Here is a 14439-nt window from a genome sequence, read left to right on the forward strand (position 1 = left end):
ATGGCGGAACGCGCTCAAGACAAGCTCTTTCTGGACGACAAGGAAATCGCCGCCCGCCTCGGCGTGAGAGCTGCGATGTTTCCCAGCATCGCACAGGTGTTGGAGAAAGACGGCTTTCCCCGCCGCGACCCGCTGTTCGAGGACAAGCGCTATTGGCCGGCTTGCCGGTCCTATCTCGACCGCCGTCAAGGCGTCCGTCAGGATGACGACGGGGCCTTGCCCCTCAATCCTGATGGAAAGGAAAACTGGTCATGACAGGAACGCCAGGGCTGAAACGCCGCCGCCGAAAGGACGGCGAAGCCCTTTATTGGGTTGCCTCTGCGATCTCGCGGCAGGCAACCTCCTACCCCACGCCGACGATCCGCATCCACGCGACCGACCCGGCCGAGATCGCATCGCTTTGCCAGCGCTACACGGCCGAGCTTCTGGAGTGGATCAGCAACGACAAGGGCACCAAGCCCAAGCGGTTTGACGGCACGATGCGCGGGCTGATCACGGTCTATCGCAAGAGCCCTGACAGCGCGTACCAAGACCTCAAGGCCAACTCGCGCGGCATGTACGACGAGTCGCTCGACCTCTTGGAAAAGACGGTCGGCACCCGGCAGCTCGCCCGCCTCAGCGGGGCCGACTTCCGGCGCTGGTACAAGAAATTCCGCGAGCCCGCGCCGCCGAAGAAGCCCGGCGAGCTGCCCGGCCCCGAGCGCATCCGTAGAGCATTTAAGGCGATGCAGCTCGTTCGGATCGTCATCAAGTTTGGCGTGACCGAGAATATCCCCGAGTGCGTTCGCTTGGCGACGATCCTCGAAAACATGCGCTTCGAAGCGCCGCGAGCCCGTGAAGCCTTCGTGACCTTCGCGCAGTCCTCGGCCATCATCGCCAAGGCGATCGAGATGGGCAAGCCGAGCATCGCCATCGCCCAGGCGCTCCAGTTCGAATTGACCCTCCGGCAAATCGACGTGATCGGCTATTGGACGATCGTGGAGGACGGCAGCAAGGCCGGCATCGTCTATCTCGGCCGACGTTGGTCGGGCGGCCTCCTATGGAACGAGATCGACGCGGAAGGCATCCTGCGCAAGCGGACCACCAAGACCGGCCAGGAGGCCGTCCATGACACCAACGCTTACCCGCTCTTGGCCCAAGTGCTGGCGCTCATCCCGCCCGAGAAGCGGATCGGCCCCATCATCACAAAGGAAAAGACGGGCCTGCCCTATCGCTATCGAGACTTCGCGAACATCTGGCGACGGGTCGCGACCAAGGCCGGAGTTCCCGGGACGACCTGGAACAGAGACAGTCGGGCCGGAGGCGTCACCGAAGGCACAGACGCGGGCGTCGATCTCGAAGCCATGCGCCACCACGCGAATCATTCTCAGATCGCGACGACGGCTCGCTACAGCCGGAAAACGCTCAGCAAAACCCGCACCGTCGCCTCTGCGCGTGTGGCCGCTCGCGAGCCCACCACCAAGGCTTAGGAACGCCTCCGGGAACACCGTAGGAACGCCTCACTAGGCCTAGCAGGCTAAAGCACTGAATTCAAAAGTGATCCCAGTTGGATTCGAACCAACGACCCCCAGATTAGGAATCTGGTGCTCTATCCTGCTGAGCTATGGGACCCTGCGTGCGTTATAGCGGAGGGGGAGCGGTTGGCCAAGGGTGGCGGGGTGGTTTCAGCGGCGGGTCGGGTCGGCCTGCAGGAGAAGGACGGCGCGGCCTCCTTCTACGCCGATGCGGATGGAGCCGGTGGCTTCGTTGGACTGGGTGAGGATCGAGGCGAAGGGCACGTCGACGCGGGTCAGCGGGAAGCGCGCGCCCTCGATCGACAGACCTTTGAGATCGGAGAATTTCAGAAGCGAGAACTGAGCGCCGGGGGCTGCCGGCACGTCCTGCCAGCCGGGGCGCAGCGGCAGGGCGCGCTCGATACCGTCGAAGAGTTCGATGGTGAGGCCGGCCTCCGCCTCGCGCAGGGCGATCACGAGATGCGAGAAGGCGTGGTCGCTGCGCCCGCCCAGCGCACCGACCAGAAGCAGATCGCGCCCTCCCCTTGCCTTGGCGGCGTCGATGGCGAGTTCCCCGTCCGTCCGGTCCTTGTCGCGCGGGAAGGTCTCGCGGGGAATGGAAAGACCACGTAGGGCGGACGGCAGCTCGGACGGAGCGGAATCGAAATCGCCGATCCAGAGTTCGGGGCAGAGGCCCAGCGCGCCGACATGTTCGATGCCGCCATCGGCCGCGATGACGCGCCGGCCCGCAAGGGCCTCGCGAAGCTCGGAGTTCGGCGCGATCGGCCCGGCGAGAAGAATGGCAAAGCGACTCATATGGGTCTGCATAGGGCGCAAGCGGCCGGGATGCCAGTGGACGAATCGAGCGCTCCCTTGCCGCCTCCACACGCAACCTCTAGATTAAATGTGCTCACACGGGGTGCCCTTCCAAGGCTGAGAGGCGACGCGCCAACCCGATGAACCTGATCCGGCTCGTACCGGCGGAGGGATGGGGAGCGCCGGGGCCACGGCCCCAGCCCGTCCCGTTCGTTCGAACTTTTGGAGAACGGGATGTCTCACCTCAGTTCAGAACCGGGGACAGAACCTTGCGGCGGAAAGCCGGCGAGGGACTTGCGTTGCCGACGAGGCGCCGAGCGCAGACGATGCAGCGCATCGGCGAGCATCGGCAACGATGGTCGGGGGCGCAAGGACCCGGCGGATCGACCCGCAGGGTTTTGGCCCCGGCTCTTAGCCGGTCTCTGCCTCACGCTGGCTCTGTCGGCGGCCTCTAGCGCCTTCGCGCAGGATGGCGCCAAGCCCGTTCTCACCGTCTATACCTACGAAAGCTTCGTGCCGGATTGGGGGCCGGGGCCGAAGGTCAAGACCGCGTTCGAGGCCGAGTGCGGCTGCGAGTTGCGCTTTGTCGGGCTGGAGGATGGCGTCGCCATTCTCAACCGGCTGAAGCTCGAGGGCGAGACGACGCAGGCCGATGTCGCGCTGGGTCTCACGGCTGAACTCGTGCCGGAATTCAAGAAGACGGGTCTGTTCGCGCCGTCGAATGTCGATCTGTCGCCGCTCGCCATTCCCGGCGGCTTTTCGGACGATGTCTTCGTTCCCTTCGACTATTCCTATCTCGCCTTCGTCTATGACACGCAAAGCGTGAAGACGCCGCCGACGAGCCTCGACGAACTGGTGAATGGCGATCCCGACCAGAAGATCGCGATCGAGGACCCGCGCACGTCCACGCCCGGCCTCGGGTTTCTGCTCTGGATGAAAGCCGTCTATGGCGATCAGGCCGAGGAGAAATGGCGCACGCTCTCGCGCCGCATCCTGACGGTGACGCCCGGCTGGAGCGAGGCCTATGGACTTTTCACCAAAGGCGAAGTGCCGATCGTCCTGTCCTACACGACGTCCCCGGCCTATCATCAGATCGAGGAAGGCACGGATCGCTACAAGGCGGCGAGCTTTTCCGAAGGGCATTATCTTCAAGTCGAACTCGCCGGGCGGCTGCGCACGTCGAAGCATCCCGAACTTGCCCAGCGCTTTCTCGCCTTCATGCTGACGCCGGCCTTCCAGAAGCTGATCCCGACCGGAAATTGGGCCCTGCCCGCCACCAAACCGGCCGAGCCTCTGCCGGCGGCTTTCGAGACGCTGGTGCAGCCCACCAAGCCGCTCGCGATCGATGCCGAGACGGTGGCCGCGCAGCGCGAGACCTGGACGAGCGAATGGCTTCGCGCGCTCGGCCGCTGAGCCGAACGAGCGCCGGCGCGATGGTGCCCGAAGTCCTTCGCGTTGCCACGCGGGGCAAGAGACCGGCATGAGCGACGCGACACCGAGCGGCGCACTTTTTCTGTCCCGAGCCGAGCAAGGTCGGCGGCGCGGCGCAGCCTTGGCGGCGCTCGCGCTGGTCTTGGTGTTTCTGTTCGCACCATTTCTAATGCTCGGCGTCTCCTCGCAGAGCACTGGAACGGCACTATCGAGCCTGACGGATTCCTATCTTCTGGGCGTCATCGGCTTCACGCTGTTTCAGGCCCTTCTCTCGACGCTTCTGTCGCTGCTCTTCGGCGTTCCACTGGCGCTGGCGCTGCATCGAAGCCGCCTGCCGGGGCGCGCCCTTGTTCTGCGCCTGTTTCTTCTGCCGCAGGCGCTGCCGACGCTGGTCGGGGCACTCGGCCTCGTCACCGTGTTCGGTCGCAACGGCGCGCTGGCTGACGCCTTCGTGTTTCTAGGCCTGCCCCGCCCGTCCATCTATGGGTTGACCGGCATTCTAGTCGCGCATGTCTTCTTCAATATGCCGCTGGTGGCGCGGGTGGCATTGGGCGGGCTCCAGGCCGTGCCGGCGGAAAGCTGGAAGCTCGCCGGCCAACTCGCCCTTTCGCCGCTCGCGGTGTTTCGGCTACTGGAAGCGCCGGCGCTGCGCGCCGTCCTGCCCGGCGCGGCGGCGCTGGTCTTCATGCTGTGCTTCACGAGCTTCACGTTGGTTCTGGTGCTCGGTGGCGGGCCCGCCGCGACGACGCTTCAGGTCGCGATCTACCAGTCGCTGCGCTATGACTTCGCGCCCGATCGCGCGCTGGCCTTGACGCTTGCGCAGATCACGCTCGTCAGCCTGTTCCTGCTGCCGACCCTTCTCGCCCGCTCTCCCGCGGCCTCCAGCGCCTTCAGCCTCGGCGCGCCGCAGCGCCGGTTCGATCCGCGTTCGCCCTGGCGCGCCGGTTTCGATGCGCTGGTGCTGGCAATCGGCCTTCTGTTCCTACTCTCGCCTTTCGCGGCCATTATCCACAGCGGCTTGCCCGCCGATCTTGGCAAGCTCGTTTCCGATCCGATGGTGCAACGCGCCGCGTTGACCAGCTTCGGCATCGCGGTGGCGGCGACCGCGCTCGGCCTCGCGCTGTCGCTGGCATTGGTTCTCTCTTCCGGTTTGTCCGGCCTGCCGCGCCTCGTTATCAGGCTGGTGCCGGCGCTTGGCCTCGTCGTGCCGCCCATCCTCGTCGGCGCGGGCTGGTTTCTGGCATTACGCCTAACCGGCGATGTAGCGCGCCTTGCGCCCGCCGTTGCGGTGCTGGCCAACGCCATGGCGATCCTGCCCTTTTCCACGCGCATTCTCGCGCCCGAAGCGGAAGCCGCCGCGCGGCGCGGCGGGCGGCTCGCCGCCAGCCTCGGCCTATCCGGCTGGGCGCGGCTGCGCCATGTGGAACTGGCCTCGCTCGGCCGCCCGCTCGCGCTCTCGGCGTCCTTCGGCCTGGCCTTGGCGCTGGGCGATCTCGGCGCGGTCGCGCTGTTCGGCAACCAGGATTTCGTGACATTGCCGACGCTGCTTCTCCAGCGCATGGGCTCCTATCGCTCGACCGATGCGGAAGGCATCGCGCTTCTTCTGGGCGCGCTCTGCCTCCTCCTCATTCTCGCGGCCGAGCTGCTCGCCGCGCGGGGCTTGCGTGAAAGGGCGCCGGAATGAACGCGATCGAACTCTCCGGTCTGACCCATCGCTATGAAGGCGCCGAGATGCGCTTCGATATCCATGTGCCCGAGGGCGAATGGCTGGCGCTGATCGGCCCGTCCGGCGCGGGCAAATCGACGCTGCTCGATCTCGTCGCCGGGTTTCTCTTGCCCGAAGGGGGCACGCTGCGGCTTCTGGGTGAGGACTATACCAAAGCCGAGCCCGCAGAGCGGCCGATCGGTATGATGTTTCAGGACAACAATCTCTTCGCCCATCTGACAGCGGAGGAGAATATCGCCATCGGGCTGGAGCCGCGCGCCCGCTTCAGCCACGCGGCCCGCCTGCAAGCCCGCGAAGCCCTTGCTGCGATTGGGCTAGAAGACCTCGCGAACCGTCGCCCGGCGGAGATGTCGGGCGGCGAGCGGCAGCGCGTCGCGCTCGCGCGCCTCTTCCTGCGCGAACGCCCGATCCTGCTTCTGGACGAGCCCTTCGCCGCACTTGGCCCAGCCCTGCGCCAAGACATGCTGGCGCTGGTTGCAGCCCTGCGTGAGCGCGCGGCCGCGCCACCGACCATCGTCATGGTGACGCATCATCCGGAGGACGCGCGCGGCTTTGCCGATCGCATCGCCTTTCTGGACGCGGGGCGCATTCATCTCACCGGAACGGTCGAGCATATCCTGGACCACGAGCAGGATCCCCGCCTTCGCGCCTATCTCGGGCAGGCGCCTCGGGTCACGGGATCGTAATTTGGTCCTTTTCCCCGTGCATCGCCAAAAGCGAAGAAACGATGTCGTTTTGAAATTCTGTGTGACGCATCAACCCTTTCGCAGCGCGGTCGGTTTCGGGTAGATCAAGCCGGACTCGCAGGGAAGTTACCGTAGGGAATCGTCGGCCATGGTGCATGAGATTTCGCCGCTCGGCGTCGCACGAACCAGCTCGCTGGTTCGTCGCGCGCTCAAGGGGGCGATGGTCGCATGGCCGATCGCGTTTCTCGCCGGCTGTACCACGCTCGGCGCCGGGCTGGAGGAAGCCGCGATCAGCCCCGACGTTCAGTCGGGCTACCTGCCGGGGCAGAGCCGGCAGCCCGTGTCCTTCGACGCGGTGCAGTCCTCCGACCCGCAATCCACCATCGGAAAGTCGCAGCATCCCAAGATTCTCGCGGCCTATGGTGGGGCCTATTCCGACCCGAAGCTGGAGCTGATGCTGGCCGGCATCGTCGGCAAGCTCGCCGCCGTGTCGGAAGATCCCAACCGCGCCTACCGCATTACGGTTCTGAACTCGCCCAATATCAACGCCTTCGCGCTGCCGGGCGGATTTCTCTATGTGACGCGCGGTCTGCTGGCGCTTGCCAACGATTCGGCCGAGGTCGCGGCGGTTCTGGCGCATGAGATGGGCCATGTGCGCGCCAATCACGGCATCGAGCGCCAGCAGCGCGAGGAAGCGGCGGAACTGGCCGGGCGCGTCGTGTCCGAAGTCCTGTCGAGCGACACGGCGGCGCGCGCGGCCCTGGCGCGCGGGCGGCTGAATCTTGCCAGCTTCTCGCGCAATCAGGAGCTTCAGGCCGATGCCATGGGCATCAAGCAGACGGGGGACGCGGGCTACGACCCCTATGCCGCCGCCCGCTTCCTGAAGACGATGGACACGTTCTCCAATTTCCGCAACGCGTTCCAGGCGACCAATCCGCAGCTCGACTTCCTGGCCTCGCATCCAGCCGCGCCGCAGCGCGTGGAACTGGCGCGCCGGCACGCGTCCGCCTTCGGGCCGGAAGGCGTCGGCGTGACGGATCGCAACCGCTATCTGAGCGGCATCGACGGAATGCTGTTCGGCGACACGGCGTCCGAAGGCTATGTGCGCGGGCGCACCTTCTACCATCCCGGCCTCGGCATCACCTTCACCGCGCCCGAAGGCTTCATGATCGACAATACGGCCGAGGCTGTCCTGGCGACCGGGCCGGGCGATACGGCCGTGCGCTTCGACGGCATCGCCGTGCCGGAAACCACGAGCCTCACCGACTATATCCAGAGCGGCTGGGTCGGCGGTCTCGACCGGACCTCCATCCGCACCATTCAGGTCAACGGGCTGCCGGCCGTGTCGGCGCAGGCGGCGGGCGGCTCCTATGTCTTCAACGTCACGGTGATCCGCATCGGCGGGCAGGTCTATCGCTTCCTGACCGCGCTTCCGGCCGACTCCTCGGCCAAGCTCGCCGGCATTTCGGGCAGCATCGCGCAGTCCTTCCGCCTCCTGTCTCCGGCCGAGCGCAACAATCTGAAGCCCCTGCGCATCCGCATCGTCACCGCCAAGGCGGGCGACACGGAAGACTCGCTGGCTGAGCGCATCCAGGGCGTCGATCGCAAGGTCGATATGTTCCGTCTGTTGAACGATCTGACGCCCCACAGCGAGATCGACGCAGGCGAGCGCTACAAAATCATCGCGGAATAGATCTATCCATCCGAACGGATGATCTCCCCTTCCCTCTCCGGCGAAGCCGCAACGAAAAAGGCCACCCGAAGGTGGCCCTTTTCGTTTGTGCCTTTGCGAACCGATCAGCTGATGAACGCCGCTTCGTCCGGGTTGGCCTTCAGGAGAGCGATGCGCAGCTTTTCCAAAGCGCGGGTTTCGATCTGGCGCACGCGCTCCTTCGAAATGCCGAGCTTGGAGCCCAAGGCTTCCAGCGTCGCGCCATCGTCCTGCAAACGGCGCTCGCGGATGATCTTCAACTCGCGCTCGCTGAGCACGTCCAGCGCGGAGCGCAGCCAGATGACGCGGCGCTCGTCATCGATCGAGGCGGAGACCATCTCGTCCGGCAGCGGGTCGTTGGAGACAAGGAAGTCCTGACGGTCGGCCGAGCCGGACTCGTCTTCCATCAGCGGGGCGTTGAGCGAGGAATCGGGGCCGGACAGGCGCGAGTCCATTAAGGCCACATCGCCTTCGGACACTTTCAGCGCCGTCGCGATTTCCTTGTACATCTCGGTGCCCGACAGGCTCTCGCTGCCTTGGCTGAGGCGGGCGCGCAAACGACGCAGGTTGAAGAAGAGCGCCTTCTGGGCGGAGGACGTGCCGCCGCGCACGATGGACCAGTTGCGCAGAATATAATCCTGAATCGAAGCCCGGATCCACCAGGTCGCGTAGGTGGAGAAACGAACCTCACGCTCGGGCTCGAAGCGGGCCGCCGCTTCCAGAAGGCCGACATGCCCTTCCTGGATCAGGTCGTTCATGGCGAGGCCGAAATGGCGGAACTTCGACGCCATGGAAATTACCAACCGCATATGGGCGGAGGTGATCTTGTGAAGGGCTTCCTGATCGTGATGCTCCTTCCAACGCACAGCCAGCTCGTACTCTTCCTCCCGGGCCAGATAGGGGGCGGCCATGGCGGCTTGGATGAGGTGGCGACGCGAGGACTGGGACTTCATGATGGAACCTTCCGAAAACGTCGATAACACAATCACATCGAGCCGGATGGGATGCTTCTCCCACGGGCTCTCTGACTGTGAAACGCGCGGTTCCGACGAAGGTTCCGGCAGCCGGAAACTTTTTTGAGCGAGATAGCGCTTTTTTTTCGAGATCAAGAGCGAGGGAAAAAGGGAGGAGCGGGGCTCGACTCCGATATCTTTGTCTCTAGCAAATTCACCACGATAAAGAAAGCCGGCCAGAGGGCTGGCCGGCTTTTCAGCATATCCACTTCGTGCAGAGAGGGTCGTCGCTTACGCGGCCTCTTCCTGCTCGGCGTCCACGCCGGTGTCCTCTTCGTCCTCTTCGAGCACCTTGGCGGTGCGCTTGGGGCCCTTGTTGAGGTTGGTTTCGATCAGGCGAACGGCTTCGGTCTCGCTGACCTCGTTCACGGCGGCGAGTTCGCGCGCCATGCGGCCGAGAGCGGCTTCATACAGCTGGCGTTCGGAATAGGACTGCTCGGGCTGAGAGTCGGCCCGGTACAGATCGCGAACCACCTCGGCGATGGCGATGAGATCGCCCGAGTTGATCTTCGCATCATATTCCTGCGCGCGGCGGCTCCACATGGTGCGCTTCACGCGGGCGCGGCCCTGCACGACCTTCAGGGCGCGCTCAACGAAATCCGTTTCGGACAGTTTGCGCATACCAACCTGCTCGGCCTTGGCGACCGGCACCTTGAGACGCATCTTGTCCTTCTCGAAGTCGATCACGAAGAGTTCGAGCTTCATGCCCGCGACCACCTGCTCCTCGATCGCAACGATCTGACCCACGCCATGCGCGGGATAAACGATGCTTTCGCCGGTCTTGAAACCCTGACGCTGGGAGGTCTTCTTCTGATTGCTCATACGCTGGTAAACTCCCTGTTGTGCAGAGCGACGAAGGCCGCTATGCACGGCACGACCGAACGGTCGCGAACTGAGCGTGCCGGTCCGGAATGGGCCGGGCAGTCTGGAACCTCGGTGGACCAACCGTCACGACCAAACCAAGGACAGCCGCACGCAAGCGGCGATCGATAAGACGGGTCGTGCGGGAAAACCTTCCGGAAGCGCCGTAAGCCTCAGCCAAGCAGGTCTGCTCGACGTCGACATTCGACTGTTGCAGAAATAATACCTTCTTCCGTTCAAAATTTCAACTGAAATGCGCACGTCGAAGCATGGCCGCGCGCCCTCCCCTGCATTTTCTGCAAGAGGGGCCCGCAGCCGCTCAATCAGTTGAGACGGGCGAACGGGTCTGCCGCCGGATCGAACGGTCGGCCATGGCTCCCACTTCAACCGGCGGCGCCGGCGAAGCGAGGTGAACGAGAACCACGCTAGAAGGAGATGGCGCGGGGATCAAGCACCATCTGCCATTTCAGTATCAGGGCACGTCGGCATGATACCGACATTGCGTCGCGAGGCGGCGAGCCCATCGCGCCGCCGCCCTTGCATCCGCTCCGGCCCGCCATGCGGCCGAAGGTCTCGATCGGCGAGCGTTCAGTCGCCCTGGCCGGGGGCGGTGGAGAAGAACTTCTCCAGCTTGCCGTCCACGCCGTCCATATCCTTGGCATCAGCCGGAGGATCGCGCTTCACGGTGATGTTGGGCCATTGCGTGGCATAATCGGCGTTCAGCTTCAGCCACTTGTCGAGCTGCGGCTCGGTGTCGGGCTTGATGGCCTCGGCGGGGCATTCGGGTTCGCAGACGCCGCAATCGATGCATTCGTCGGGATGGATGACCAGCATGTTCTCGCCTTCGTAGAAGCAGTCCACCGGACAGACTTCCACGCAGTCCATGTACTTGCAGCGAATGCAGTTGTCGGTGACGACATAGGTCATGGCAGGTTCCCGGAACTTCCGCGTCCAAGCCGCGTCGGCGGGAGCCTGACCCGGACTGAACACTCTCAAGAGACGAAAGCGACGATGCCGCGCCCAGGGGCGAGGCGTATCGCAAAGGCGCAGGATCGACCGCGCCCGGTTGGCTGCGGAGTTAGCCCCTCACACCCCGACTGGCAAGGGCATCGCAATGCTTATTGCGGTCGCAAATCGGAACGTTCTTCCAGCTGACGTGTCGCTCCACCGGATCGGAGCGAGCGCACGGACAGACCATGTGGGACGAGACGTTTCGATCTAGCGCACGGGCAGCTCATCGACATCCGCCTCATCGAACGCGGATTCGTCGAGTTCGGAGAGATCGAGCGGCGCGGCTCCGCGCTGGGCCGGCGGCGTCAGGTCTTCGAAAAGGCGGGCCGCCTCGCTGGCCGGCCCCCGGCGCAAGCCAGGATCGAGCACCTTCAGCACCCGAACCCGCTCATGCACGGAAATGGTCAGAACATCGCCGGGCCGCACGATGCGCGCGGCATGGCCGACCTTCTCGCGATTGACCCGCACCGCACCCGATAGCGCGAGTTTCTGGGCCAGAGAGCGGGATTTGACGACGCGCGCGAAAAACAGCCACTTGTCGATGCGCTGTTCTCCGCCTGCCGCCATATGCCCTCCGGCCTTCTTACTTCAGCTTGTCCTTCAGCGCCGCGAGTTTGGCGAAGGGGCTATCGGGATCGATCGGCTTCGGCTTGTCGGGGCGGCGCTGGTCCGCACTGACGCTCCGCGAAGCATCGCGCTCGGGCTTGGTGTGGGGCTTGCCCCCGCGCGGACCGCCGAAGCGCTCCTCGCGCTCGCGGCCGCCGTCGCGGCTCTGATGGTCGCGCGAGCCGCCGTCACGACGCTCGCCGCCCTTGCCGCCGAAGCGCGCACCGCGCCCTTCACCACCACCCTGCTCATTGCGCCCCTGCCCGCCACCGCGGCTGAAACGCTGGCGGTTGTCGCCACGCGCGTCGCCCGCTGCCGTCGTGGGTTCCGCTTCGCCGGCACGCGGACCAGCCGAACGACCGCCCCCGCCATGACGACCCGGCCCGCGCGCGCCGGGCGCACCGCGACCCTGGCCGCGCTGGCGGTTCTCGCCCCGGAACGGCCGCCAGAGATGAACGATCTTGGCCGGCTGTTCGGGCACGAGATCCGCCACAGTGCCGGCATCCTCGGGCGAGGCTTCTGACAAAGCGGTCTCGACAGGCGTTTCCTCGGACACGGGATCGCTCACCGCAGAAGCCAGCCGCGACTCGCTCTCGTCCGCCGAAGAGGGCGACTGATCGCTCAGAATCGCATCCACCGGACGCGGATCATCGCCCGTGACGGAGACAAGGTCCTCGTCCTGCAAGGCAGCGCCCGGCGCCATGGCCGGCTGAAGATCGGAGACCGACAGGCTGTCGGCCGACGCCAGTGGCTCTCCCGCTTCGGTTTCGGAGGCGATGCCGTCCTGCGCCGGCACGTCGCCGACCTCGGCCAGAAGCGCGCCTTCCTCGAGAATCTTGGCGTCCTCGGCGCTGACCTCGGCGGCCTGCTGACCGGCCGCGAGCGCGGCAGTGGCCGCCTCGTCCTGCTTGGCGAAGGTCGCATCGACCTCGCGCTGGTCGACACCCTGCGAGCGATAGCCGAGACCCTTCAGGATTTCATCCATGTCGTCGGCGGTCGCGCCGAGAATCGACATCATCGAGGGCGTCACCAGGAACTCGCGCCCGTTATAGGCGCCGTCCGGGCGCTTGCCGGTGCCGGGGGTCCAGGCGAGCGCGGGGCGAATCAGGTCTGCCAGACGCTCCAGAATGTCGATGCGCACCGCACGCCGACCGAGCAGGCGATAGCCGGCCAGCGAATAGAAGATCGGATCGAAGGTGGCATCCGGCTGAACCGAGGTGCGCCCGGTCGCCAGAAGCTGCGTGACCTCGCCGAAGCCCGGCTTGTCGCGCCCGTCATGGGCCACGGCCCAGAGCAGCGTCATCAGCGCGGCGGGGGCCGGCTTCACGAGAGCCGGCAGGAAAATATGGTAGGCGCCGAAGCGCACGCCGAGCCGGCGCAGGGCCGCGCGCGCGTCCTGATCGAGCCCTCGCACCTCTTCCGAAATGTCCCGGCGCTGGATCAGGCCGAAATTCTCGTAGAGCCGGAAGGCGATGCCGCGCGCCGTTCCCTCCAGACCCTCGGGCTCGCGCAGATCCGCCAGCGGCTTGAGGATGGTGGAGATCTGGTAGGTGACGAAGCGCTCCACGCGCTGGGATACCCTGTCGCGCGCGGGGCCCGCGAGCTGGTCGTCCGCCAGCACCACGATACGCGGGCGCAAGGGGTCCTCGCCCGCCGTCAGGCTGGCGATGGGGGCTCCGAGCCAGCGCACCAGCGCGTCCGAACCGAGAGCCAGGTCTCCGTTCGGGGCGTTGAAGAAACGCTCGGCCCGCTTGTCGTACTCGCCCGCAAGCGCTTTTTGCGCTGCGGCGCGGACGGCCTTGGCGTCGGGCCCGTCGGACTTCACGTCCGGCGTGAACCTGAACCCTTGCAGCTCGCCCACAAGGTGGCCCTCCACGAGCACCGTGCCGTCGCTGCCGATTTCAGCTTCCATGAATGCGTTCTCTCTCAGCCGCTTCATCAGGACGCTTGTCCTGCGATCTACGAAGCGTTTCGTCAACCTGTCGTGCAGCGCGTCGGACAATCGATCTTCGATTGCCCGTGTGTTTTCCTGCCAGTGTGTCGGATCAGACAGCCAGCCGGGTCTATGCGAAATATAGGTCCACGTACGGATTTCGGCGATCCGCTGCGAAAGCGTGTCGATATCGCCCTCGGTGGAATCAGCCCGCCGCACCTGCGAAGCCATGTAGTCTTCCGCCACTGTACCGCGCCGAACGAGATCGCCATAGATGGAGGCGATGATTTCGGCGTGTTGCGCCGGGGCGATGCGCCGGTAATCGGGCAGCTTGCAGGCTTCCCAGAGCAGCTCGACATTCTTCGCGCCCTTGGCGGCCTTCATCACGGCGTCGTCACGCGAGAGAAAATCCAGCGCGCGCTGGTCCACCGACGGCAGGGCGCGGGCCAGGGCCTCGTCGGGAGGCAGCGTGTCCAGGCTGCGGCGCAGCGTTTCCAGCGAGGCGAAATCGAGCTGGCGCGAGCGCCATTGCAGCACGCGCACGGGGTCGAAAATGTGCGACTCCAGCGCTTCCACCAGTTCCTGCGACAGGGGATCGACGCGCCCCGTCACGCCGAACGTGCCGTCGCGCACATGACGGCCCGCGCGCCCGGCGATCTGGCCGTATTCGGAGGGGTTCAGCTGGCGATACTGGAACCCATCGAATTTCCAGTCCTGCGCGAAGGCGACATGATCGACGTCCAGATTGAGTCCCATTCCGATCGCGTCGGTGGCCACCAGAAACTCGACCTCGCCGTTCTGATAGAGTTCCACCTGCTTGTTGCGCGTGCGCGGGCTGAGCGCGCCGAGCACCACGGCCGCCCCGCCCCGCTGCCGCCTGATCAATTCGGCGATCGCGTAGACCTCTTCGGCCGAGAAGGCGACGATGGCCGAGCGGCGCGGCAGGCGCGTGATCTTCTTGGAGCCGGCATAGAGAAGCTGCGACATGCGCGGGCGCGTTACGCATTGAATGCCCGGCAGGAGCCGCTCCAGGACGCCGCGCATCGTGGCCGAGCCCAGAAGCAGGGTTTCCGAGCGACCCCGCGTATGCAGAATGCGGTCGGTGAAAATGTGACCGCGCTCCAGGTCGCCAGCCAGTTGCACCTCGTCGAT

At 65.5% G+C, this 14439-nt stretch carries 12 protein-coding genes, 1 tRNA gene and 1 riboswitch; of the genes, 6 read left to right on the forward strand and 7 right to left on the reverse strand.

The genetic code is table 11. From position 1 onward, the window contains the following. Positions 1-255: a hypothetical protein gene (locus NS365_RS04700; RefSeq protein ID WP_058599124.1), complete on the forward strand. Its 255-nt coding sequence runs from the start codon at positions 1-3 to the stop codon at positions 253-255. Next, positions 252-1469: a hypothetical protein gene (locus NS365_RS04705; RefSeq protein WP_058599125.1), complete on the forward strand. Its 1218-nt coding sequence runs from the start codon at positions 252-254 to the stop codon at positions 1467-1469. The genes NS365_RS04700 and NS365_RS04705 overlap by 4 nt, the downstream gene beginning before the upstream one ends. 68 nt (positions 1470-1537) lie before the next feature. Here NS365_RS04705 and NS365_RS04710 read toward each other — a convergent pair. Beyond that, a tRNA-Arg gene (locus NS365_RS04710) sits at positions 1538-1611 on the reverse strand. A 53-nt stretch (positions 1612-1664) separates the two neighbouring features. Beyond that, entirely contained in the window at positions 1665-2309 is a 645-nt protein-coding gene (locus NS365_RS04715; RefSeq protein ID WP_058599140.1) for a thiamine diphosphokinase, read from the reverse strand. 89 nt (positions 2310-2398) lie between these two features. Further along, positions 2399-2499: riboswitch (TPP riboswitch) on the forward strand. 242 nt (positions 2500-2741) lie between these two features. Here NS365_RS04715 and thiB point away from each other — a divergent pair. The 4 genes from thiB (at position 2742) to NS365_RS04735 (ending at position 7845) form a co-directional block, all read left to right on the forward strand. Further along, entirely contained in the window at positions 2742-3722 is a 981-nt protein-coding gene (gene thiB, locus NS365_RS04720) for a thiamine ABC transporter substrate binding subunit (RefSeq protein WP_058599141.1), read from the forward strand. Between the two features lie 67 nt (positions 3723-3789). After that, positions 3790-5424: an ABC transporter permease subunit gene (locus NS365_RS04725; protein ID WP_082684416.1), complete on the forward strand. Its 1635-nt coding sequence runs from the start codon at positions 3790-3792 to the stop codon at positions 5422-5424. After that, complete coding sequence (locus tag NS365_RS04730) at positions 5421-6152, forward strand: ATP-binding cassette domain-containing protein (RefSeq protein ID WP_058599126.1); 732 nt, start codon at positions 5421-5423, stop codon at positions 6150-6152. Before NS365_RS04725 ends, NS365_RS04730 begins: the two co-directional genes overlap by 4 nt. Before the next feature lie 220 nt (positions 6153-6372). Beyond that, positions 6373-7845 (forward strand): M48 family metalloprotease, encoded by a 1473-nt coding sequence (locus NS365_RS04735; RefSeq protein WP_082684423.1) that lies wholly within the window; start codon positions 6373-6375, stop codon positions 7843-7845. Positions 7846-7949: 104 nt separating this feature from the next. Here NS365_RS04735 and NS365_RS04740 read toward each other — a convergent pair whose 3' ends face one another. The 5 genes from NS365_RS04740 to NS365_RS04760 form a co-directional block, all read right to left on the reverse strand. Continuing rightward, on the reverse strand, positions 7950-8816 hold the full coding sequence (locus tag NS365_RS04740) for an RNA polymerase factor sigma-32 (RefSeq protein WP_058599128.1): 867 nt from the start codon (positions 8814-8816) through the stop codon (positions 7950-7952). Positions 8817-9107: 291 nt separating this feature from the next. Further along, complete coding sequence (locus NS365_RS04745; RefSeq protein WP_058599129.1) at positions 9108-9698, reverse strand: CarD family transcriptional regulator; 591 nt, start codon at positions 9696-9698, stop codon at positions 9108-9110. Between the two features lie 627 nt (positions 9699-10325). Continuing rightward, positions 10326-10664: a ferredoxin FdxA gene (gene fdxA / locus NS365_RS04750; RefSeq protein ID WP_058599130.1), complete on the reverse strand. Its 339-nt coding sequence runs from the start codon at positions 10662-10664 to the stop codon at positions 10326-10328. 291 nt (positions 10665-10955) lie between these two features. Next, complete coding sequence (locus NS365_RS04755) at positions 10956-11315, reverse strand: RNA-binding S4 domain-containing protein (RefSeq protein ID WP_058599131.1); 360 nt, start codon at positions 11313-11315, stop codon at positions 10956-10958. 16 nt (positions 11316-11331) lie between these two features. Beyond that, positions 11332-14439, reverse strand: a 3108-nt coding sequence (locus NS365_RS04760) for a helicase-related protein (protein WP_058599132.1), incomplete at its 5' end; no start/stop codon positions are given.

Source organism: Aureimonas ureilytica, assembly GCF_001475935.1.
Classification (GTDB): Bacteria; Pseudomonadota; Alphaproteobacteria; order Rhizobiales; family Rhizobiaceae; genus Aureimonas; species Aureimonas ureilytica_A.

Bases quoted from the DNA above. Each gene is read 5' to 3' on its own strand.
- NS365_RS04705 (WP_058599125.1), top strand. From the start codon at position 252: ATGACAGGAACGCCAGGGCTGAAACGCCGCCGCCGAAAGGACGGCGAA.
- NS365_RS04730 (WP_058599126.1), top strand. From the start codon at position 5,421: ATGAACGCGATCGAACTCTCCGGTCTGACCCATCGCTATGAAGGCGCC.
- NS365_RS04725 (WP_082684416.1), top strand. From the start codon at position 3,790: ATGAGCGACGCGACACCGAGCGGCGCACTTTTTCTGTCCCGAGCCGAG.
- NS365_RS04735 (WP_082684423.1), top strand. From the start codon at position 6,373: ATGGTCGCATGGCCGATCGCGTTTCTCGCCGGCTGTACCACGCTCGGC.
- NS365_RS04700 (WP_058599124.1), top strand. From the start codon at position 1: ATGGCGGAACGCGCTCAAGACAAGCTCTTTCTGGACGACAAGGAAATC.
- NS365_RS04755 (WP_058599131.1), bottom strand. From the start codon at position 11,315: ATGGCGGCAGGCGGAGAACAGCGCATCGACAAGTGGCTGTTTTTCGCG.
- NS365_RS04715 (WP_058599140.1), bottom strand. From the start codon at position 2,309: ATGAGTCGCTTTGCCATTCTTCTCGCCGGGCCGATCGCGCCGAACTCC.
- NS365_RS04745 (WP_058599129.1), bottom strand. From the start codon at position 9,698: ATGAGCAATCAGAAGAAGACCTCCCAGCGTCAGGGTTTCAAGACCGGC.
- fdxA (WP_058599130.1), bottom strand. From the start codon at position 10,664: ATGACCTATGTCGTCACCGACAACTGCATTCGCTGCAAGTACATGGAC.
- NS365_RS04740 (WP_058599128.1), bottom strand. From the start codon at position 8,816: ATGAAGTCCCAGTCCTCGCGTCGCCACCTCATCCAAGCCGCCATGGCC.